This window comes from Variovorax dokdonensis, assembly GCF_030316895.1.
In the GTDB taxonomy this organism is placed as follows: Bacteria; Pseudomonadota; Gammaproteobacteria; order Burkholderiales; family Burkholderiaceae_C; genus Variovorax; species Variovorax dokdonensis.
The window spans coordinates 67412-87542 of record NZ_JASZYV010000003.1 but is presented as its reverse complement, the minus strand read 5'-3'; the positions used below and the strand labels follow the sequence as shown (position 1 = coordinate 87542).

General features: G+C 65.7%; 17 protein-coding genes. 9 read left to right on the top strand and 8 right to left on the bottom strand.

All coding sequences use genetic code 11. From position 1 onward, the window contains the following. The first annotated feature begins 166 nt into the window (after positions 1-166). From QTH91_RS14160 to QTH91_RS14130, 7 genes are read left to right on the top strand one after another with little or no spacing between them, the layout of a single operon-like run. Complete coding sequence (locus QTH91_RS14160; RefSeq protein WP_286660753.1) at positions 167-1537, top strand: aminotransferase class III-fold pyridoxal phosphate-dependent enzyme; 1371 nt, start codon at positions 167-169, stop codon at positions 1535-1537. Between the two features lie 11 nt (positions 1538-1548). Continuing rightward, positions 1549-2328 (top strand): ABC transporter ATP-binding protein, encoded by a 780-nt coding sequence (locus QTH91_RS14155; protein WP_286660752.1) that lies wholly within the window; start codon positions 1549-1551, stop codon positions 2326-2328. 40 nt (positions 2329-2368) lie between these two features. Further along, on the top strand, positions 2369-3337 hold the full coding sequence (locus QTH91_RS14150) for an ABC transporter substrate-binding protein (RefSeq protein ID WP_286660751.1): 969 nt from the start codon (positions 2369-2371) through the stop codon (positions 3335-3337). 11 nt (positions 3338-3348) lie between these two features. Then, a complete protein-coding gene (locus tag QTH91_RS14145; RefSeq protein ID WP_286660750.1) occupies positions 3349-4128 on the top strand; it encodes an ABC transporter permease in 780 nt (259 codons plus the stop codon). Between the two features lie 10 nt (positions 4129-4138). Next, the gene (locus tag QTH91_RS14140) at positions 4139-4921 is read left to right on the top strand and encodes an ABC transporter permease (RefSeq protein WP_286660749.1); all 783 of its coding nucleotides are present in this window, start codon (positions 4139-4141) and stop codon (positions 4919-4921) included. Further along, positions 4918-6576, top strand: coding sequence for an amidohydrolase (locus QTH91_RS14135; protein ID WP_286660748.1), 1659 nt, complete (start codon positions 4918-4920; stop codon positions 6574-6576). The genes QTH91_RS14140 and QTH91_RS14135 overlap by 4 nt, the downstream gene beginning before the upstream one ends. Before the next feature lie 8 nt (positions 6577-6584). Further along, positions 6585-8066 (top strand): M81 family metallopeptidase, encoded by a 1482-nt coding sequence (locus QTH91_RS14130; RefSeq protein ID WP_286660747.1) that lies wholly within the window; start codon positions 6585-6587, stop codon positions 8064-8066. A 4-nt stretch (positions 8067-8070) separates the two neighbouring features. Here the strand turns inward: QTH91_RS14130 and QTH91_RS14125 are convergent, their stop codons facing one another. After that, a complete protein-coding gene (locus QTH91_RS14125; protein ID WP_286660746.1) occupies positions 8071-8550 on the bottom strand; it encodes a MarR family winged helix-turn-helix transcriptional regulator in 480 nt (159 codons plus the stop codon). 105 nt (positions 8551-8655) lie between these two features. Here QTH91_RS14125 and QTH91_RS14120 point away from each other — a divergent pair, with 105 nt between their 5' ends. Beyond that, complete coding sequence (locus QTH91_RS14120) at positions 8656-10557, top strand: FAD-binding monooxygenase (RefSeq protein WP_286660745.1); 1902 nt, start codon at positions 8656-8658, stop codon at positions 10555-10557. A gap of 61 nt (positions 10558-10618) precedes the next feature. Here QTH91_RS14120 and QTH91_RS14115 read toward each other — a convergent pair whose 3' ends face one another. The 5 genes from QTH91_RS14115 to QTH91_RS14095 are packed head-to-tail and all read right to left on the bottom strand — an operon-like array spanning position 10619 to position 16119. Beyond that, positions 10619-11887: an acyl-CoA dehydrogenase family protein gene (locus QTH91_RS14115; RefSeq protein WP_286660744.1), complete on the bottom strand. Its 1269-nt coding sequence runs from the start codon at positions 11885-11887 to the stop codon at positions 10619-10621. A 33-nt stretch (positions 11888-11920) separates the two neighbouring features. After that, entirely contained in the window at positions 11921-13009 is a 1089-nt protein-coding gene (locus tag QTH91_RS14110) for a phosphotransferase (RefSeq protein ID WP_286660743.1), read from the bottom strand. A gap of 10 nt (positions 13010-13019) precedes the next feature. Next, positions 13020-13739 carry a Crp/Fnr family transcriptional regulator gene (locus QTH91_RS14105; protein WP_286660742.1) on the bottom strand — a complete coding sequence of 240 codons (720 nt, stop codon included), beginning with the start codon at positions 13737-13739 and terminating at the stop codon, positions 13020-13022. Between the two features lie 57 nt (positions 13740-13796). After that, the gene (locus QTH91_RS14100; protein WP_286660741.1) at positions 13797-14576 is read right to left on the bottom strand and encodes an oxepin-CoA hydrolase, alternative type; all 780 of its coding nucleotides are present in this window, start codon (positions 14574-14576) and stop codon (positions 13797-13799) included. A gap of 25 nt (positions 14577-14601) precedes the next feature. Further along, positions 14602-16119 carry a 3-hydroxyacyl-CoA dehydrogenase gene (locus tag QTH91_RS14095; protein WP_286660740.1) on the bottom strand — a complete coding sequence of 506 codons (1518 nt, stop codon included), beginning with the start codon at positions 16117-16119 and terminating at the stop codon, positions 14602-14604. On the opposite strand from QTH91_RS14095, the gene QTH91_RS14090 reads away from it, so the two are divergent. Then, positions 16076-18583, top strand: coding sequence for a hypothetical protein (locus QTH91_RS14090; RefSeq protein ID WP_286660739.1), 2508 nt, complete (start codon positions 16076-16078; stop codon positions 18581-18583). The genes QTH91_RS14095 and QTH91_RS14090 overlap by 44 nt on opposite strands. Positions 18584-18664: 81 nt before the next feature. Here the strand turns inward: QTH91_RS14090 and QTH91_RS14085 are convergent, their stop codons facing one another. Together QTH91_RS14085 and QTH91_RS14080 are read right to left on the bottom strand one after the other, a co-directional pair. After that, entirely contained in the window at positions 18665-19672 is a 1008-nt protein-coding gene (locus QTH91_RS14085) for a D-2-hydroxyacid dehydrogenase family protein (protein WP_286660738.1), read from the bottom strand. 114 nt (positions 19673-19786) lie between these two features. After that, entirely contained in the window at positions 19787-20128 is a 342-nt protein-coding gene (locus tag QTH91_RS14080) for a hypothetical protein (protein WP_286660737.1), read from the bottom strand. Positions 20129-20131: the final 3 nt, after the last annotated feature.

Sequence of the window (20131 nt, the reverse complement as noted above, 5' to 3'; positions counted from 1 at the left end):
CTCCAGCAAAAAGCGGGCCGGCATGTAGTCCGGTCGAGCTACTTTTTCGCGTTATTGGTTTTTATCCATTATCTGGTCGGACCTTAGTCTTGTGTGCATGGCCATCCGATTCGCCATTGGCTCCGCGGCGTTTCAGGTGAACAGCTCCCATTTGTCGAGAACCACCATGCCCCTTTCTGCCAAGACGTTTGACGTGCGCACCGGCAACGCCCAGCACATGTTCCACCCGATGATCGACCCCAAGGTGGTTCGGCAGGTGCCGCCGCTCATCATCGAGCGCGGCGACGGGGTGCATGTCTTCGACATCGACGGCAAGCGCTACCTGGACACGGTCGCATCCCTGTGGAATGTCAATGTCGGCCACAACCGCCCGGAGATCACGGAGGCGATCACGGCACAGTTGGGCAAGATCGCCTACTACTCGACGTTCCAGAACACCTCCAACCCGCCTGCCATCGAGCTTTCGCAGCGGCTGGCGGCCATGTTCGCCCCGGAGAAGATGACCAAGGTGCTCTTCTCGTCGGGTGGTTCCGATGCTGTCGAGACTGCGCTGAAGATCGCGCGCCAGTACTGGAAGCTGGAGGGGCAGTCGGAGCGGGTGAAGTTCATCTCGCTCAAGCAGGGTTACCACGGGGTGCACTTCGGCGGTGCGTCGATCAACGGCAATCCGGCCTTCCGGACGGCCTACGAGCCATTGATGCCGGGCTGCTTTCAGATCGAGAGCCCCGATCTCTACCGCAATCCCTGGGGCGAGACCGACCCCGAGCGCCTGGCGGCCCGGTGCGCCGACGAACTGGAGCGAACCATCCAGTACCAGGGCGCGCACACGATCGCGGCGTTCATTGCCGAGCCCGTGCAAGGGGCCGGCGGCGTGATCGTCCCGCCGGCCACCTACTGGCCGCTGATGCGCAAGGTGCTCGACAAACACGGCGTGCTGTTGATCAGCGACGAGATCGTGACGGGCTTCGGGCGCATCGGCGCCATGTGTGGCGCCCGCGCCTGGGGCGTGGCGCCCGACATCATGGCGATGGCCAAGGGCATCAATTCCGGCTACGTGCCGCTGGGCGCGACGCTGTTCAACGAGCGCGTGGCCCAGGCCTTCGACAAGCCGGACGTGCCCGCCGCGCTGATGCACGGCTATACCTATTCCGGCCATGCCCTCGCATGCGCCGCTGCCAACGCCAACCTGGCCATCGTCGAGGCCGAGGACCTGCCCGCGCGTGCGCTGGACGTGGGCGGGTACCTGCTCGATCGACTGGAAGAACTGCGCCGCTACGCTCAGGTGGGTGACGTCCGCGGCAAGGGCTTGATGGTCGCTGTCGAACTGGTCCGCGATCGGACGACCAAGGCACCGCTGACCCCGCCGCATGCATTCATCGGGGCATTGGTCAAGGGAGCTCGCGAAGAAGGCGCGATCATTCGCGTGCAAGGCAACCGGCTCATCCTGTCGCCGCCGCTGGTGTTCAGCCATGCGGACGTGGACGAAACTCTGCGAATCCTGCATGCGGCGTTCTCGGCCGCGCAGTCCTTCGACTGAGAGTCTCAACCATGCATGCGCTTCTTGAAGTCAGAGGTCTCACCAAGTCGCTGGGCGATGGGGCGGCCCGCCAGCCCATCATCAGCGACTTGAGCTTCGAGGCCCGGCCTGGAGAGTTCCTGTCCGTAGTCGGTCCCAGTGGCTGCGGCAAGACGACCTTGCTCATGTGCCTGGCGGGCCTCTACGACATCGATGGCGGAAGCGTGGCATTTCAAGGCCATCAGGTCCAATCGCCACCGCCGGGCGTGTCGGTGGTGTTCCAGGACTACAGCCGGTCGCTGCTGCCCTGGAAGAACAACCTGGACAACGTCCTGTTCGGGATGAAGCGCACCGAGCTGCCCGAAGCGCAAAGGCGTCCCCGTGCGCTGGAATTGCTCCAGGCCGTGGGACTGACAGGCTATGAGACTCACTTCCCGTGGCAGGTCTCGGGTGGCATGCAGCAGCGCGTCGCGATCGCCCGAGGCCTGGCGGCCCAGTCGCGCCTGCTGTTGCTGGACGAGCCGCTCGCCGCCGTGGACGCCCAGACGCGTGCCGACCTGCAAGACCTGCTGCTCGATTTGGCCAAGCGCTTCAACCAGACCTGCCTGCTGGTGACTCATGACGTCGACGAAGCCGTGTACGTGGCCGATCGCGTGATCGTGCTGTCGAGGCGCCCGACGCGTGTCGTGACCGAATTCGTCGTGGACTGCCCGAAGCCGCGCGATCAGATCACCACGCGCGAACACCCGGACTATCTGCGCCTGCGACACGAAGTGATTTCCATGATCCGATCGATGCGCGCGGTCCATTGAGCGTGCTTGCCCATTCATCCCCCAACTGCTCCCGCAAACCATGAAAAAGAATCTGCATTCGATCACGCGTTCCTTGTGCTTGGCGCTCGGCCTGGCGGCTGCTTGCTCAGCGGCGCTGGCGCAGACATCGCTGAAAGTCGGTGGCCTGCGCACAGTGGCATTGCTGCCGGTGACCTACGCGCTCCAGAAGGGCTATTTCAAGCGCGAGGGCCTGGACGTCGAGGTCGTGACCGTCAATTCGGGGCCGGCGGTGATATCGGCCGTGATGAGCGATTCGGTCCAGATTGGCTACAGCGGGGTGCTGCCTGTGATGTATGCCCGCGCGCAGAACCAGCCCGTCCAGATCTTCACGGCCTTCACCTACGAGACGGCAAAGGCCGACGGCAAGTGGACGTGGCTCATCGCCAGTTCGAAGTCTGGCGTCAAGAGCGCCAAGGATCTGGCCGGAAAGACCGTGGCCATCAACGCGAGCGGAGCCTTGTGCGAGATACTGGTGCGCGAACACCTGGCCAAGGCCGGTGTCGCATGGGATGCGGTCAAGAAGATCGTGGTGCCGTTTCCGCAGATGCAGGCGGCCCTTCAACTGGGCAATGCCGATGCGGCCTGCCTGGTCGAGCCCTTCCGCACCAACGTGAACGTTTCGCCAGCGATCCAGGGCGTGACGCTGGGATCCGGTGTGCTGGCGGACAAGTCGGCGCAATACAGCCTCGACATCCTCTTCGCCAAGGAGGCATGGGGCAAGGCCAACAAGGACACGCTGCGCCGCTTCAACAAGGGGCTGAAGACGGCACTGGATGACTTCATGCGCGACCCCGCCTTGTGGCGCAATCTCATCACCGAAGAGTTCAAGCTCAGCCCGGCGGTGGTCAGCCTGATGAAGAAAGACCTGACCTTCTCCGATCTGCAGCCCAAGGTTTCGGACATCCAGCCGCTGGTGGAAGGGCTCGAACGCAACGGCATGCTGAGCGCACCGCTGAAGGCCGAAGACGTGGTGCTCCGCCTGGACTGAACCGCCTGCACATGACCGCGACCAGGAACAACCCGCTGCGCGCCTTTCTCGGCCTGGCTGGCCTGCTGACCGTCTGGCAATTGATCGTTGCCGCGCGTTGGGTGCCAGAGGAATATTTGCCTGGAGTGCCTGCGGTCTTCGGCGCACTGGTGGAGCAGTTTTCGGACCGCGCGTTCTGGGTGGGCGAAGCGCTGACCCTGCTGCGTGCGATCGGCGGACTGCTGCTTGCAACGGTTTGCGGCGTCGGGGTCGCCGTGCTTGCCGCCCGATTCCGTTGGGTCGAGCAGGCGCTGGCACCGTTGGTGCAGATCATGCTGTCGCTGCCACCGGCCGCGCTGGTGCCTCTGTCGATCTTCGCGCTGGGGCTGGGGCCCAAGCTCTTTGCGTTCATCATCTGGTATTCGGCAGTGTGGGTGATCTACCTGGGCACGAACAACGCGCTTCGCAGCAATGAGCCCGTGCAGTTGAACATGGCCCGCACCTTCGGCTATGGGCGCTGGGAAACGCTGTGGCGCGTGCGACTGCCGGCTGCGGCGCCGGAGGTCTTCACCAGCGTCCGGCTGGCTGCGGCAGGCGCACTCATGGCGACGGTCGCGACCGAAATGCTCGCAGGCAAGGACGGCTTGGGGTTCCTGCTCTACGACACTGCCTTTTCGCTGCGCATCCCGGAGATGTTCGCCTTGCTGCTGACAGCCGGGTTCAACGGCGTGCTGTTGAACCAGGCGATCCTGCGGATGCGCCGATACGTTTCCGGCTGGCACGAGCAGTTGTCCGCCACCGCGCGCGCATGAGGACGCTGCCATGAACTTTTCCCTCTCCAGCTTTGCATCTCGCTTCAACTGGCCCGGCGCGATATTCATGGCACTGCTGCTGCTCTTGTGGGAATGGTCGGCCCGTGCCGTGGCTTCGCCCAATTTCCCCGGATTGCTGCAGGTGCTGGGCGTGCTGATCAACGACTCGGCTGAACTCGCGCCCCAGATGGCGGTGACGCTCTGGCGTGCCGCGGCTGGCTTTGCGCTTGCCCTGGTCGTCATGCTGCCCTTGGGCATCTTCATCGGGCGCACGCCCGCCTTTGGCCGATATGTCGAGCCGATGATCGATCTGCTTCGGCCATTGCCTCCGCTGGCCATCGTGCCGGTGGCCATGCTGTTCATGGGCACGGGCAGCGCAGCGAAGATCAGCGTGATCTTCTACAGCGCCTCGTTTCCGTTGCTCATCCATGCGATCGACGCGACGCGGGGTACGCACCCGCTTCTGGTCCAGGTAGGGCGGTCGCTGGGCCTGACGCGCGTCGAGATCATGCGCCAGATCGATCTGCCCGCGGCGCTGCCGAAGATCATGGCGGGTGTCCGCGTGGCCATTGCCGTGGCCTTGCTCATCAGCGTCAGCTCCGAGATGCTGCTGTCGACCGACGGCGTCGGCAACTACCTCATGCGATCCCAGGAGCAGTTTCGAATCGCGGCCGGCTTGGCCGGCCTGATCGCCATTGCCCTGGTTTCTTTGACCATCAACATCGGGGTGCGCGCCATCGAGAACCATCTGCTGGCCTGGCACCGCAAATCTCTGGGGAGTGCGCCACTTTGACTGTCACGCTCACGGCCGATTCGGTCTGGTTCAATGCCGATGTCCTGACGCTCGATCCCGGGCAGCCGCGCGCCTCCGCGATCGCGATCCACGGCGGTCGGATCGTTGCCGTCGGGAGCGACCAGGACATCCTCAATCTTGCGAATGCACAGACGCGGCGCCACGATCTGCACGGTCGATTCGTCATGCCCGGCTTGTTCGATACGCATGCACATCCGTTGCTCGGCGGCTTGCGAGATCTGTTCGAAGCGAGCGTCGGACAGAACGCGTCGATCCAGAAGATGCTCGATGCCGTCATCGAGCGCGCAGCCAAGACCAAGGCCGAGCGTTGGATCACGGGCGGGGCGTGGCACCTCGGACAGTTGGAAGCGACTGGCGTCGAGCCGCGGCTGCTGCTGGACGCTTGCACGTCGATTCATCCTGTGGCGCTGACAGACGCGACCTATCACCACATGTGGCTGAATTCCGCGGCGCTGGCGGTATGCGGGATCGATGCATCCACGCCCGACCCCGCTGGCGGGCGGATCGTTCGCGATGCGGTATCGGGCGAGCCGACCGGGCTGCTGCTGGAAGCGGCGACCGCCATCGTCCGTGACGTGGTGCGGCCGGATGCGGATCAGTTGCGCGAGGCCGTGCGGTACGTGCGCGACTCGTTTCACCGGCTCGGCCTGGTGGGTTTCAAGGACGCGCTGGTCGACGAGCCGTATCTGCGCGCCTACCATGAGGCGGATGTCGCGGGCGCTCTGGACCTTCATGCCGCCATGCATCTCGGGCGGCGCTCGACGCTCGAGCTTGGGGTCAAGTCTTTCGATGAACTCGAGCGCCTGCGCGTGCAATACCAATCGCCGCATCTGCACAACAGTTTCATCAAGCTCTTCCTCGACGGGGTGGCGCCGAGTCGCACTGCGGCATTCCTGCAGCCGTACCTGCCATGCGATGACTGCAGCGCCCAGAACTTCGATCCCGATGCGCAACTGCTCATCGACCCCGAGACCTTGGCGCAAGAGGTCATCGAGTTCGATCGACGAGGGTTCGTCGTCAAGATGCATGCGGTGGGTGACAGGGCGGTTCGTGCGGGCCTGGATGCCATCGAAGCCGCTCGTCACGCAAATGGTTTCAGCGGCCTGCGCCACGAGATCGGGCACACCGCGTTCATCGACCCCGTCGACATGGGGCGTTTCGCGGCCCTCGGTGCGGTCGCCGAAATGTCGCCCCGCCTGTGGTTTCCCAACCCCGTGACGGCCGGGCAATACGCGGTGCTTGGGCCCGCTCGCACCAATCGCTGCCACCAGATCAAGAGCTTGCTGGACGCCGGTGCAGAGCTGAGCTATGGCTCGGACTGGCCTGCGGCTGCAGCGGATGCCAATCCATGGATCGGCCTGGCGGGCATGTTGACCCGTCGAAATCCCTTCGGACTCTTCGAAGGTGCGGTCGGTGCCGATCAGGCCATCTCGCTGGAGCAGGCGCTGCCGCTGTTCACCACCAGCGCGGCGAGAACGCTGGGCCTCGAGGCGGTAACGGGCGCCATCGCACCTGGCAAGTCGGCCGACCTGGTCGTGCTCGATCGTTCGCTACAGGGGCAGACTGCCCGCGATATCGCGCAAACTCAGCCCACCATGACCCTCTTCGAAGGGCGAGTCGTCTTCGAACGCTAGAGATTCCCATGAAAGTCCTGATCGCACGCCTGAACCACGAGACCAACACCTTCTCGCCCGTCCCGACCCCGCTGGAGTCGTTCGGGCCGAACGGTCCGACGTTCGACGAAGCGGCCTACCGCGAGAACAAGGGCATGCGCACGGCCATGTCGGCCTTCATCGATCTGGCCGAAGCCGCTGGCGCGACGCTGGTCACGCCCGTATCGGCCTCCGCCAACCCCAGCGGCACGGTCGATGCGCACGCCTATGACGTGCTCACCCAGCGCATCGTGGATGCGGCTGCCGGTTGCGACGCCATCCTGCTGGACCTTCACGGCGCGATGGTGGCGCACAACAGCAGCGACGGGGAGGGCGATCTGCTGCTTCGGCTGCGGGCCGCGGCCCCGGGCGTGCCCATTGGCGTTGCGCTCGACCTGCATGCCAACGTCACCGCCGCGATGGTTGGCAACGCCGACGTCATCGTCGGGTTCAAGACCTATCCACATGTCGACATGTACGAAACCGGCGCGCACGCGGGGCGACTGCTGTTCGACATGCTCGAAGGCAGGCGCCGGCCGTTCATGCGCTGGCAGTCGTTGCCGCTGATGTCGCACACCCTGCGCAGCGCATCTTTCGCGGGTGCGATGCGGCGCGCGATCGAGGCGGCGCGCGAGGCGGAGGCGTCCGAATCGCTCGCCGTCTCGATCTTTGCCGGCTTCTCGCTGTCGGACATCGAGGCGCCTTGCGTGAGCGTCGTCGTGGTCGATGGCCAGTCTGCCGAGCGGGCGCAGGCCACCGCCGAGCGGATCGCCGCTCAGATGTGGGAAGAGCGCGAAGGCTTCGTCTATCAGAGCGAGCCGCTGGCGCAATCGTTGGCGCGCGCCAAGGATGCGGCGAGCGGCGCGACCGGGCCGGTCCTGTTGCTCGACCATGGCGACAACTGCATGTCCGGCGGCACTTGCGACACGATGGACGTGTTGTGCGAGGCCGTTTCACAGGGCCTTTCGGACATCGCCGTCGGCCCGCTGTGCGATCCGGAGGCGGTCGCGCTGCTCGTCGCCGCGGGGGAGGGCGCGACGGTCACCCTGCCGCTGGGCAACAAGATGCCGCTGGCGAGCATCGGCAAATCGAAGACGCCGGTGCCCATGACGGGCCAAGTCGTTCGGATCAGCGACGGCACCTACATCGTGACCGGCCCGACTTACACCGGACAGCAGTTCAACATGGGACGCACCGTGTTGTTCAAGACCGATGTGGCGTCCATCGTGGTCACCGAGCGGACACAGGAGCCTTGGGACGTGGGCGTGTTCGCATGCGTCGGCATCGATCCGAGCCGGCATCGCTTCCTGCTGCTCAAGTCGCGCATGTACTGCAGGCCGGTTTTCGAACCCATGGCGGCCGCATTGGTCGAGTGCGACAGCGTGGGCGTGACCAGCTCGGACTATTCGCTGTTTCCCTTCACCAAGGTCAGGCGTCCGGTCTTCCCGCTCGATCGAGACGCGTCCCGCTGAAGCCTCATTCGCCGCGCTGCGCGTCCTCGTGGTGCGCGATCACGCGCTGCATCAGCGCCATGAACTGATTCTTCTCGCTCGCCGACAACGGTTCGAGGATGCGTTCCTGCGCGAGCGTCATGGTCGGCGTGACGGCCGCCAGCAGTTCGCGGCCATCGTCGGTCAGGTGCAGCAGGCGGACGCGGCGATCGTCGGGCGAGAGGTTGCGCGTGAGGGCGCCTCGCGCTTCCAGGCGATCGATCACGCCCCCGATGGTGGAGGTGTCGAAGCTGACCAGCCGCGCGAGGGTCCGCTGGTCGATGCCGGGCTGTTCCGCCAGCGTATTCAGTACCGCGAATTGAACAGGGGTGACGGCGGCGCTCTCGGTTTCCTGCATGAAGACCGCCACGGCGATCTGCTGCAGCCGGCGGATGCGGTGGCCCGGCTGGGCGCCAAGGTCGACCCTGGCCTTGGACGTTCGGGAAGCGGCGGGCTTGGAGGGCATCGTGGTTAACGCTAGTACGGAAAAGCGATTCTCTCACTACACTAATCATCAGCATACTGACGATATGTATAGAATCTAATTTTCTGGACTCGAAGGCGGACCAACATGCAATTCCATCTGAACGGCTTCCGGGCGGGTAACCCTTTCGTCCTGCCGGCCGGCGCCCAGGCACTTGGCCAAACTGCGGATGCAGCGCCGTCGGAGGTCGACGTCCTGATCGTCGGCTGCGGGCCGGCCGGCCTGACGCTTGCGGCCCAGTTGTGCGCCTTTCCCGACATCCGTGTGTGCATCGTCGAGCAGAAGGAAGGGCCGCTCGAACTCGGGCAGGCCGACGGCATCGCTTGCCGCACGATGGAGATGTTCGAGGCGTTCGACTTCAGCCACCGCGTCCTCAAGGAAGCCTGCTGGATCAACGAAGTCACCTTCTGGAAGCCGGACGATCGGGCCGCGGACCGCATCGTCCGCCATGGCCGGGTCCAGGACACCGAGGACGGCCTGTCCGAATTTCCGCATGTGGTGCTCAATCAGGCGAGGGTGCACGACTTCTACCTGGAGCTGATGCGCCATTCGCCCAGCCGCCTTCAGCCGCACTACGCGCGTCGCCTGCTGGACGTGTCGGTCGACCGCACCGGGGCGGATCATCCGGTCACCGTTCGGCTCGAACGCACGGACAGCGCCCACGCCGGACAGGTGGAGACGGTCAAGGCCCGCTACGTGGTCGGCTGCGACGGCGCCCGCAGCGCGGTGCGCAAATCCATGGGGTTGCAATTGGTGGGTGATTCGGCCAACCACGCGTGGGGCGTGATGGATGTGCTGGCCGTCACCGACCTTCCCGACATCCGCTACAAGTGCGCCGTGCAATCCGAAGCGGGCAACCTGCTGGTCATTCCCCGTGAGGGCGGCTACCTCGTGCGCTTGTATGTCGAGTTGGACAAGCTCGACGAAGACGAGCGCGTGGCCAGCCGCAACATCTCGCTGGACCAGTTGATCGGCACTGCGCAGAAGATCCTGCACCCCTTCAAGCTGGACGTGAAAGAGGTGCCCTGGTGGTCGGTGTACGAGATCGGCCAGCGCATCTGCGACCGCTACGACGATGGGGTCGATGGCCAGCCGCCGCGTGTGTTCATCGCCGGCGACGCCTGCCACACGCACAGCCCGAAGGCGGGTCAGGGCATGAACTTCTCGATGCAGGACAGCTTCAACCTGGGTTGGAAGCTGGCGGCCGTCCTGCGCGGGCAGGCGCAAAAACAGTTGCTCGAAACCTACTCGGCGGAGCGGCAGGTGGTGGCCCAGCAACTGATCGATTTCGACCGCGAGTGGGCCAAGATGTTCAGCGACCGGGCCAAGCTGGGCGCGGGCGAAGGCGTGGACCCCAAGGAGTTCCAGCGCTACTTCGAGCGGCACGGGCGCTTTACCGCCGGCGTCGGCACGCACTATGCCGAGTCGATCGTTCGCGGGTCGAACGCTCACCAGCGCTTGGCGAAAGGCTTCGAGATCGGCACACGCTTTCATTCCGCGCCGGTGACTCGCATTGCCGATGCGCGGCCATTGCACCTGGGACATGTGGCGAAGGCGGATGGGCGCTGGCGGCTCTACGCGTTTGCCAGTTCGGATGACAGCTTGGCCGAGTCTTCAGGGCTGCGCGGACTGTGCCGATTCCTGGAAGAGTCCGCCGAATCGCCGGTGAACCGCTACACACGCGATGGGCAGGACCCCGATGCCGTCTTCGACCTTCGAGCCATCTTGCAGTCGAGCCACCGCGACGTGTCCATCGACGCCATGCCGGGCATCCTTCGCCCGCGCAAGGGCCGCCATGGCCTGCACGACTACGAGAAGGTGTTCAGCGCACAAGTCGGCAACGGGCCGGACATCTTCGATCTACGCGGCATCGACCGCACGCACGGTGCGCTTGTCGTCGTGCGGCCTGATCAGTACGTCGCACACGTGCTGCCCTTGAACGCCCATGCGGAACTGGCCGAGTTCTTCGCAGGCTTCATGAACGGCTGAAAACAAAAAGCCCGCGTCTTGCGCGGGCTCCGTGCGTGGCGCCGTGGGGCGCGGCAAGGGATCAGAAGCGCGTGACGGGCGGCTCGGCGTCCTTGCCGGTGCCGTACTTGCCCAGTTCCCACTTGGCAATGGCATTGCGGTGCACTTCGTCCGGACCGTCGGCAAAGCGCAGCGTGCGGGCGTTGGCATAGGCCGATGCCAACGGGAAGTCGTCGCACATCCCGCCGCCGCCGTGCGCCTGCATGGCCCAGTCGATCACCTGGCAGGCCATGTTGGGCGCGACCACCTTGATCATGGCGATATCGCTCTTGGCCACCTTGTTGCCGGCCACGTCCATCAGCCATGCGGCGCGCAGCGTGAGCAGGCGGGCCATGTCGATGCGGCAGCGGGCTTCGGCGATGCGCTCTTGCGTCACGGTCTGCGCGGCCACTGGCTTGCCGAACGCCACGCGCGACGAGGCGCGCTTGCACATGAGTTCGAGGGCGCGCTCGGCCAGGCCGATCAGGCGCATGCAATGGTGGATGCGTCCGGGGCCGAGGCGGCCCTGGGCGATCTCGAAGCCCCGGCCTTCGCCAAGCAGCATGTTGTTCGCCGGCACGCGCACGTTCTCGAAGTACATCTCCATGTGGCCGTGCGGCGCATCGTCGTAGCCCATCACGTTCAGCGGCCGCACGATGCGGATGCCCTTGGTGTCGGCTGGCACCACGATCATGCTCTGCTGGGAGTGCTTGGGCGCCTCGGGGTCGCTCTTGCCCATGGTGATGAACACGGCGCAGCGCGGATCGCCGGCGCCCGAGATCCACCACTTGTGGCCGTTGATGACGTATTCGTCGCCCTGGCGCTCGACGCGGGTGCAGATGTTGGTGGCGTCGCTCGAGGCCACCTCGGGCTCGGTCATGGCGAACGCGGAGCGGATCTCGCCTTCGAGCAGCGGCTTGAGCCAGCGGGCCTTGATCTCGTCGGAGCCGTAACGGGCGATGGTCTCCATGTTGCCGGTGTCGGGCGCAGAGCAGTTGAACACCTCGGGCGCCCATGGCACGCGGCCCATGATCTCGGCCAGCGGCGCGTATTCAAGGTTGGTCAGGCCGCCGCCCTGGTAGCCGGAGACTTCGGCGCTGTCGACCGGCAGGAACAGGTTCCACAGTCCTTCCGACTTGGCCTTCGTCTTGAGCTTCTCGATGGTCTGAAGCGGGGTCCAGCGCTTGCCGGCCGCCGTGTTGGCAGCCAGTTCGGCGGTGTAGTCGGCTTCGGCGGGGTAGACGTAAGCGTCCATGAAGGCGCTGACGCGTTGCTGAAGCGCTTTGGTCTTGGCCGAGAGTTCGAAGTCCATGGGTGTCTCCTCAGAAAAATGGGGTCGGTCGGCTCAAGCCTGCTGGGCGAAGCGCCAGGCCATCTCCGCCATGGGCCGCGCGCCGCGGCCGGATGCCACGGCTTGCTCGCTCGATGCGGTGCCCTGCTGCGCGCGCCATGCAATGCCTTGCAGGATGGCGGCGATGCGGAACATGTTGTAGGCCAGGTAGAAGTTCCAGTCGGGCGCCAGCGATTCGGGCGTGGCAATGCCGGTGCGCTCGCAATAGCGGCGGACGTATTCGCTCTCGGTGGGAATGCCCAGGCTCTTGACGTCCACACCACCCAGCCCGCGGAACGATCCGGGAGGAATGTGCCAGGACATGCAGTGATAGCTGAAGTCCGCGAGCGGATGGCCGAGGGTGGACAGTTCCCAGTCGAGCACGGCGATGGCGCGAGGCTCGGTGGGGTGGAACATGAGGTTGTCGAGGCGGAAGTCGCCGTGCACCACGCTCACGCGCTCGTCGCGCGCGCTGGCCGGGATGTGCGCCGGCAGCCATTCCATCAGTTTGTCCATCTCGGCGATGGGCTCGGTGACGGAGGCGACGTACTGCTTGCTCCAGCGGCCGATCTGGCGCTCGAAGTAGTTGCCCGGCTTGCCGTAGTCGGACAAGCCGCACTTGGCCACGTCGACCGTATGCAGCGCGGCAATGACCCGGTTCATCTCGTCATAGAGGGCCGATCGCTCGTCGTTGGCGAGCCCGGGCAGCGACTGGTCCCACAGCACGCGTCCCGCCATGAACTCCATGACGTAGAACGCACGGCCGATGACGGACTCGTCTTCGCACAGCACGTACATGCGCGGCACCGGCACGTCGGTGCCGGCCAGGCCGCGCATGACCTTGTACTCGCGCTCCACCGCATGGGCGGAAGGCAGCAGCTTGGCCACCGGGCCGGGCTTGGCGCGCATCACGTAGCTCTTGCCGGGCGTGACGAGCTTGTAGGTGGGGTTGGACTGCCCGCCTTTGAACATCTCGACCGTCAAAGGCCCTTCGAAACCTTCGAGGTTGCTCGACAGCCAGGTCGACAAGGCATCGATGTCGAAGGCGTGCTGGGGCGAGACGGCACGTGTGCCGACGAAGCTGTTGAAGTCCTGCTGGGTCATGTCTCTTTGCTTATTCGTCTGCTTCGGAAATGCGCATCAAGGTGGCGCGATCGAGGATCACCAGGCCGGCCGGTTCCACCCGGATGGCCTCTTCACGCTCCATGGTCTTCAGCTCCTGGTTCACGCGTTGCCTGGATGCGCCCAGCAATTGCGCCAGTTCTTCCTGCGCCAGATGCAGCCCGATCCGCATCTGCGAGCCATCGGCCAGGTTGGGCACGCCGTAGCTGCGCGCCAGGTGGATCAACTGCTTCGCCAGACGTGCACGCAAGGGCAGGGTGTTGAGATCCTCCACCAGCCCGAACAAGGTGCGGATGCGCCGCGCCTGCAGGCGCATCAGGGCCTCGTACAGCTCGACGTGCGCGGCGAGGATCTTCTGGAAATCGGCACGCGCCACGCACAGGATGGTGGTGTCGCCATGGGCATAGGCATCGTGCGTGCGACGGTCGCCGTCGAACATTGCCACGTCGCCGAACCAGATGCCCGGCTCTACGTACGTCAGCGTCACTTGCTTGCCCGACACGGCCGTCGAGCTGACGCGCACCGCGCCCTTGGCGCAGGCGATCCACTGCTCGGGCGGATCGCCACGGGCTGCGATCAGGTCGCCGTCTTTGAAGCGTTTGACGAAGGCGCATCGAAGGATGTCGTGGCGCAATGATGGGGATAGGGAACCGAACCAGCGACCACTGTTGATCGCTTCGCGTTCTTCGATAGTAAGAATGGGGTCGTCCATGTTCTGTCCTGTCGGCGACTGGGGGCTTGAGGGTTGTCGCGGGTGTGACCGCCGTGGTCAGCGGTACTCGGGTTTGGTCTTGGCAAGGAAGGCATCGATGCCGATGCCGGCATTGGGGTGATGCAGGTTGCGCACGAAGTGGTCGCGCTCGGCGTTCAATTGCGCGTCCAGCGTTGCACTGACGCCTTCGCCCAGCAGTTCCTTGGCGCTGGCCAGTGCGTTGGGGGCGCGCTCGTTCAGGCGGGCAGCAAGTGCAAGAGCGTCGGTCAGCGCATGGCCGCTGTCGCTCAGCTGGTTGACGACACCCAGCGCATGCAGCCGCTCGGCACCGATGCGCTCGCCCAGCATCAGCCATTCGGTGGCGATCTGCCTTGGCAGGCTGCGCGCCAGATGCCAGGTCATGCCGCCGTCCGGCGACAGGCCCACGCTGCTGTACGAAGCGGCAAAGACCGCGTCGCGCGCCGCGACGATCAGGTCGCAGGCCAGCACGAGCGAAAAGCCGGCGCCGGCCGCTGGACCTTCCACCGCCGCGATCACGGGCTTGGGAAAGGCCCGTAGAGCGTCGATCCAGTTGTGCAGGCCTTCGATGCTCTGCGCCTGGACTTCCGGCTCGCGAGCGCGGTTGCTTTGCAGGCGCTGCAGCGAGCCGCCCGCGCAGAACCAGCGGCCTTCGCCGACCAGCACCACGCTGCGGACTTCGGCATTGCCGCTGGCCCGGTTCAGGGTCTCGACGCCAGCGGCATAGATCTCCGGGCCGAGCGCGTTGCGCTGCTCGGGGTTGGAGATCTGCAGCACCATCGTGGCGCCTTCGGAACGGCTCTTGAGTTGTGCGGTCATGCGTGCATTCGGATGGATGGCGGGTTCAGTCTTCCTCGTGCCTGAGGCTCAGCCCCAAGGCGCCTCGGCGTCGCAGCCAGGGGCTGGGACGATAGCGCGGATCGCCGTAGACGGTCTGCATGTTGAACAGCACCTCCAGCATGTTGGTCGGACCGTACAGGTCGCCCATTGCGAGCGGCCCCTGCGGGTAGCCCAGGCCCAGTCGCACGGCGGTTTCCAGGTCGGCCGGGGTGCAGATGCGCTGCTGGCACATGTCGGCGGCGATGTTCACGATGGTGGCGACCACCCGCTGCGTGACGAAGCCCCCGGAATCGCGGATCTGGCTCACGCTCTTGCCGTCGCGGGCGAAGAGGGCGTGCGCGGCTTCGCGCATGTCGCGCCGAGTCGCGGGGTTGCCGGCCAGAACGCGGCGGCGCGTGGCGGCATCGTCGACCATCATGTCGATGCCGACGGTGCGCGTCGGGTCGAGGCGGTCCACGGCGGCCACGGTGGTCACGTCGAAGCCCAGCGGCGCAACGAGGATCAGGGCATTCGACGAAGGCGACGCACCGCTCTCGATGCTCGCGCCCAGTTGGTGGACCAGGCGCAGCAGTTCGGCACGGCGCGCGGCACGCGGCGACACCCAGACTGGCGGGAGCGCGTCGACCGTCGGGGCGGGCGGTTCCGCCGGCACCTGCGCGGCGCCGTCCGCATAGCGATAGAAACCTTCGCCGCTTTTGCGTCCGAGCACGCCGGCAGCCAGCCGTTGCGCGGTGATGACGCTGGGACGGAAGCGCGGCTCCTCGTAGTACTGGTGGTAGATCGATTCCATCACCGGGTGCGAGACGTCGATGGCGGTCAGATCCATCAGCTCGAACGGGCCGAGGCGAAAGCCGGCCTGGTCCTTGAGGATGCGATCGACGGTGGCGAAATCGGCCACGCCTTCGCCGACGATGCGCAGCGCCTCCGTCCCGTAGCCGCGGCCGGCATGGTTGACGATGAAGCCGGGCGTGTCCTGTGCCCGCACGGCAGCATGACCCATCTCCTGCGCGTAAGCGGCCAGTCGCTCGCTGACGGCAGGCTCGGTGCGAAAGCCGGCCACCACCTCCACCACCTTCATCAGCGGCACCGGGTTGAAGAAGTGATAGCCGGCGAAGCGGGCGGGGTGGGCAAGGGCGGCGCCGATGGCCGTGACCGAAAGCGAAGAGGTATTGGTGGCCAGGACGGCATCGGGCCGGACAACGCCTTCGAGCGCAGCGAAAAGCTCGCGCTTGACGTCGAGCCGCTCGACAACGGCCTCGATCACGAGATCGCTGTTCGCCAAGTCTTCGATGCGATCGGCCGCGACCAGTCTGCTGGCAAGGTCCGCGCGTTGCCCGGCGGTCAGCTTGCCTTTTTCCTCCATCCGGGCCCATTGGGCTTCGATGGTTTCGAGCGCGGCCCGCGCGGCGCCGGGCTGGTTGTCGACGATCAGTACGCGGCTGCCGGCCTGTGCGGCGATCTGGGCGATGCCTCGACCCATGGCGCCCGCACCGACGACACCCACTTCGTTAAACAATGCCATAAATGTCTCTTATCGGTTCAAAGTCAGAGGAAAGTATTGTTTTGCGTGTCAGAATCGTTTTACCTTTATTTACCGTTACGTCGTTTTGAAAGCCCTGAGCCTTTCCGCCGCGACACTTCTGCTCGGCTCCGCGATTCCCTCCTATGGGTTGACCCTCGGGCCACCGCAGGGTGCTGCCTGGATCGGGCAGCCGCTCAACCTGGTCTTTCCGCTCACGCTGGACGGCCGGGAAGCCGGAGGCAACCTGTGCCTGGAGGCTGACGTACGCCAAGGCGACGTTCGAATGGACGACAAGCGTTTCACGCTGTCCCTGGAACCAGGTTCTTCGCCCAACACGCCGCGCGTTCACTTGCGGACCACGCATGCCATCGTCGAACCGGTGGTCGTGGTCCGGCTCAGCGCGGGCTGCGAGTTCAAGTCTACGCGCCAGTACACATTGCTTGCCGACTTGCCGATGACGCCAGCCGTGGTGGCGCCGCCGGTCCGGGCGTCGGCCCCTTCCGAACGCGCACCTTCGCGCTGGACGTCGGGCGATTCGGATACGGGTGTGTCTTCGGGTTCCGGCTCCGGCTCCGGCGCGGGCGCTGTCGGTGGTGGCAGCGCGTCAGGAACGGCGCAGCGCTCATCCACCCGCCGCGCCTCATCCTCGGCGTCGGCCGGAACGTCCACACGTTCGCAAGCGGAACGGGAAGCCGCGAGGACTCGACAGCGCGCCGCCGCGCCGCCGGTTCGCAAGCCTGCGACGACCACGCGTGCGGCGACCCCCAAGCCGGCCGCGCCTGTCGCAAAGCAGGAAAGCCCGACGCCGAAGGCTGCGCCGGAGGAAGGGAAATCCCGCCTCCTGATCGAGCCTTTGGTTCCGTCGACCACCCCCGGCGCCGCCGCGGCCACGGCGCGGCAGGCTGCCACCCCGCCTCCGGCCGCCGCGCCAGCCGTGCCCGCCGCGGCAACACCGCTGGCGGCGCCGGCCGTTCCCACCCTGCCAACTGGCCAGACCGCCGCATCGCCGATGGCTGCGGCTCCCGCCGCTTCTTCCGGCGCTGCCGGATCGAGTGGTGCGGAAGCCAACCCATCCGCACCGACGGCCGTACCGCTTCTTCCCGATCCACAGGCACAGGAGCGCGACGCCGCCAGGTTCAAGGCCATGGAAGAAGCGTTGGCCACCCTGCGCGCGCAATCGGACCAGACGCAAAAGCTCATGCTGGAGATGCGCAGCGAGTTGTTGGAGGCGAGGTCCAGCCGCTACCAGAACTGGCTGGTCTATTCGCTGCTCGGCTTGTTGGCCGTGCTGCTGCTGCTGCTTCTGTTCATGTGGCGTTCGCTGCGCCAGGCGCAGCAGGCTGCCTGGTGGCGTGAAGGCCAAGGGCAGGGAACCAGCCAGTTTGATGAAGAAGGCGAAGAGGAAGAGACAGACGTTGCGCCCGCGCGCAAGTTTGGCCGCACCACGATCCGTGGGCCGTTGTCACGCATCGGCGAACTGCCCGACGACGACGAGGAGGACGACGAAGACGATGCACGCGCGCATGGCGCGCCCCTCGAAACGCACGACGACGCCCAGGTCCTCGCCGAAGGTCAGCGCCGCGGCATGCTGGGTGGCCCCGGCTTCGAGCGGGCGCAAATCCGCTCGGTCAATACCGAGGAACTGTTCGACGTCCAGCAGCAGGCCGATTTCTTCATGTCGCTGGGCAAGCACGATCAGGCCATCGGCGTACTGCGCGAGCACATCGCGTCGAACCCTGGAACCAGTGCGCTCGCATACCTGGATTTGCTGGCCATCCTTCACTCGCTGGACCGACGCGAGGAGTACGCGCGTCAGAGCTCGGCGTTCGAGCAGCGCTTCAACGTCGACGTGCCGGCCTTCGACGCCTATTCCGCGCAGGGGCAGGGCCTCGACCACTATCCGTCGGTGCTTCAGCGCATCGAGGCCGTTTGGCCGGGAGAAGGCACCCTGGACCTGATCGAGGAGTTGCTGTTTCGCCAGCCCGGCGGGCGCGACGAGGTGTTCGACCTCGCTGCCTATCAAGATCTGCTGCTGTTGCATGCGGTGGCGCGCGATGCCGCCGAACACCCGGCCGCGCCGGTGCCGACCGTTGCAGCCGCGCTTCGGCACGAGCACGCTGCACAGATGCGTAACGCGCCCCGGCATGGGCAGGAAACCGTGGTGCAGCCGCTGGCGGAAGCCGCGGACGTCGACGAGGAAGGTCTTGAGCACACCATGCCCATGCCGTACCTGCCCGATGCGCCCCGCCAGAAGCCAGCGCCTCTGATCATGCCGGCCGTCGACCTGGACATGGCCGATCTGGATCGAACCGCATTCCAGACCTTGCGTGCGCCGATCGAGAATCTGCCGGAGCCCAAGGCGCAACCCTCGTCGCCGGGCGATCCTCATGTGATCGACTTCAACCCCTTCGATCCGGAAAACGAAGAAGAGCTGAAGCCGGGCCGATTCACCATCAAGCGCTGAGCAACGCCGGTCTCGCCGGCGCCTTGCAGGCAATGGCTGTGAACGGTCGCCGTCCGCGAAGCGCGGGCCCGCCGGACAGGTTCAGCGGCGGACTTCCAAGGCCCCTGGATTGACGATGTTGCTGGGCTTGCCGCGAATGAAGTTCACCACGTTCTCGAAGGCGTGGCCGAACAGCATCTCGTAGCTTTCCTGTTCGACGTAGCCGATGTGCGGCGTGCAGATGCAGTTCTCCAGGCGCAGCAGCGCATGGCCCTGCAGGGGCGGTTCGCTTTCGAACACGTCGACCGCGGCCAGGCCGGGCCGGCCGCGATTGAGCGCGGCGAGCAGGGCGTCCTGTTCCACCAGTTCAGCCCGCGACGTGTTCACGAACAGCGCGGATGGCTTCATGCGCGCCAGGTCTTCCAGTCGAACGATGCCGCGCGTTTCGTCATTGAGCCGCAGATGAACCGACAGCACGTCGGAACCGGCGAACAGCGCTTCGCGGCTGGCCGCAATCTGAAACCCGTCGGAGCGCGCCTTGGCGCAACTGTTCTCGCGCCCCCAGATGACCACCTGCATGCCGAAGGCCTGGCCGTAGCGCGCCACCAATTGGCCGATTCGCCCATAGCCCCAGATGCCCAGCGTCTTGCCCTTGAGCACCGAACCGAGTCCGAAGTTGGCCGGCATCGAGGCCGACTTGAGCCCGGACTGTTGCCAGGCGCCGTGCTTGAGATTGCTGATGTACTGCGGCAGGCGGCGCATCGCTGCCATGATGAGCGCCCAGGTCAGTTCGGCCGGAGCCTGCGGAGAGCCGGTGCCCTCCGCCACAGCCACGCCCAGTTCGCTGCAAGCCTGGATGTCGATGTGCGCGCCGGCCCGTCCCGTCTGAGAGATGAGCTTGAGGCGAGGCAGCTTCTCGATCAACTGCCGGTTGATCTGCGTGCGTTCGCGGATCAACACGATGACATCGGCATCCTTGAGGCGAACCGAAAGTTGGCCGATGCCCTTGACCGTGTTCGTGTAGACCTTGGCCGGGTAGGCGTCGAGCATCGCTGCGCACTGCAATTTGCGCACCGCGTCCTGGTAGTCGTCGAGGATCACAATGTTCATGGCGCCTTATTGTGCCTTGCGCATCGACGACTGCTCATTACGCAGGCACGCTGGCCTGCTTTTGGCACTGCTGGCAGGGCTGAGCCGCCCCTTGCCAGCGCCAGGTGCCAAGCCTCAGTGCAGTGCGGGCGCGACGCTGGCGGTGCCGCGGGCCTCGAGCGCAACCAGGCGGTCGAGCTCCGCGCACACATCCGACATCCGCCCGGAAATCACGACACGGCCAGCCTGGCTGGGCCGGGTCTGCTCGTCGACCACCCGCACGACGCGCAAGGGGCGTGCGGCAGGCGCGCCCATGTCCGGCTTGGATGCAACCGCGGCGCGATGACCGCTGTCGGGCCGAATGGCCACGTAGCGCAACTCGTTGCGACGCGCCTGACGGCGAGGCGCAAGCCAGCGGTCAGCCAGCGATTGCAGGGGAGACAAGAGGTCGGAGAAGGCGAGAAAAGCGGTTCCCATGTG